This is a genomic window from Streptomyces sp. NPDC048461, from assembly GCF_055587105.1.
On sequence record NZ_JBVJGW010000069.1, the window covers coordinates 1 to 2022 of the forward strand.

The following is a 2022-nucleotide window of genomic DNA, read 5'->3' on the forward strand; positions in this document are numbered from 1 at the left end:
CTGAGCAACCCTCGGCAGGTGTCCGTGCGCATTCGAGGTCGTCCGAGGTGGAACAGGCCGGCCTGGAATGCGCACGAGTCACCGCCCCGCTCCCGCATCCCCGCAGGGCGGGGAAGAGGCTCGGGCTGTGGGGTGGATCAGTCGGGCTGGGTGGCCGCCCGCTTGGGCAGGCAGAACATCAGGGCCCACATCAGGACGAGCAGGCTGCCGACCCACCACAGCACGGTGATGAACGCGCCGCGGTTGAGTCCGGCGTCGGCTGAGCCGTCGGTGGTGGCGAAATACACGAGCGCGGTCAGCGCGGTACCGAGGGCGATGCCCAGGTGCATGGCGGTGTTGAACAGGCCCGAGGCGGACCCGGCGTCCCCGTGCGAGACGTTGGCGAGGGACATGTCGGCGAGCGGTCCGCTGACCATGCCGAGGCCGAAGCCGATCAGTACCACCGGAGGGGTCATCGTCAGCAGGGTCAAGCCTGCTTGTCCTGCGCCGGCCTGGAATCCGTAGGCGGCCATGGCAGCGATCGTGATGAGGACTCCGGCCTGGGGAAGCCGGCGGGCGAAACGCCCGCTGCTCTTCGCCGCGATCGTCGCGCCGGCCAGCTCTCCGAGAGAGAGCAACACGAAGGCCAGGGCCGCGTGGAAGGGGCTCATGCCCAGTCCGCGCTGGAGGTAGAGGGTCCAGGTCATGAAGAACAGCCCGCACAGAAGTCCGTGCACCAGCTGCGCAGCCGTGCCGCCGGAGAACTGCCTGACCCGGAAGAGGAACAGGGGCACGAGCGGGGCGTTGTCCTGCTTGCGCTGCTGGTGGCGCAGGAAGACGCCCAGCACGAGAAGTCCTGCACCGAGCAGGACGAAGCACCACAGCGGCCAGTGGTGAAGATGTCCTTCGGTGAGCGGAAAGACGATCAGGACGACGGCCAGTGCGGACAGCGCCATGCCGGTCAGGTCGGGCCGGTCGGCCTTCCGCGCGGTCGACTCGGGGATGAACCGGCGTCCCAGGAGGAGCACGGCGAGGCCGACGGGCACATTGATCAGGAAGATCGGCCGCCAGGACAGCCCGAACAGATCGGCCTCGGTGAGCAGGCCGCCCATGACCGGGCCCAGGACGTTGGCGAGGGAGAGGACGGCCCCGTACAGGCCGAACGCTCTGCTGCGGTTCTTCCCCTCGAAGGTGACATGGAGGGTGGCGAGGACCTGCGGGATCATCAGGGCCACGCCCACGCCCTGGAGCATGCGGGCGCCGATCAGCACGCCCGGCCCGGCAGCAAGGCCGCACAGCAGTGAGGCCGCAGTGAACACGACGGTGCCGATGAGGAGGATCTTGCGTCGGCCGTAGAGGTCGCCGAGGCGCCCGCCGGTGATCAGCCCGACGGCCACGGGCAGTGAATAGCCGGTGGTCAGCCACTGCAACGCGGCAGGCCCGGCGCCGGTGGATTCCTGGATCGCGGGCAGGGCGGTCAGGACGACCGACTGGTCGAGGATGTCCATGAGCTCGGCGGTCAGCAGCACCACGAGGGCGATCCGGGCCGCCCAGGCCGTTTTCGGGTGGTGAGGTGCCCGGTGGCCCGGGGGCTGGGTGGTGTGCTGCGGCTCGTTGTCGAGCGCGGAGGAAGACACGGCGGGAAACTCCTGATCCGAAGGAATCGGGGAGCCCTGCCGACAGCCGCACCGGGGCCGGAAAACACGAAACCCGGGGCAGACGGCAGAGCTGCACCCGGGAAAGACAGAAAGCATGGGGGTGACGCAACTCAGGCCAGCGCGACGTCCGCCCCCGCACACATGCGACAACTCAGCACGTGGGTAACACGGACGACTACATGGCCTGATGGATAGGACGTCACCTCAAGATCGACACAGAAGGAACAGGAAATCGGGTCACTGCCACCGACACCTCGGCACAGGAACCTGGTCACCATACGACAGCCCCGGAGCCCAACGCACACCACTTTCCGGCTTCGCTGATCCGTGCGCGTTCGCAGGCGGCTGGTACTGGATCGCTGGGCTCCCGTAGCGACATCTCACC

General features: G+C 68.2%; 1 protein-coding gene. It reads right to left on the reverse strand.

From position 1 onward, the window contains the following. Nucleotides 1–137 precede the first annotated feature (137 nt). A complete protein-coding gene (locus ACZ6S8_RS39495) occupies nt 138–1616 on the reverse strand; it encodes an MFS transporter (RefSeq protein WP_469463230.1) in 1479 nt (492 codons plus the stop codon). Nucleotides 1617–2022 lie beyond the last annotated feature (406 nt).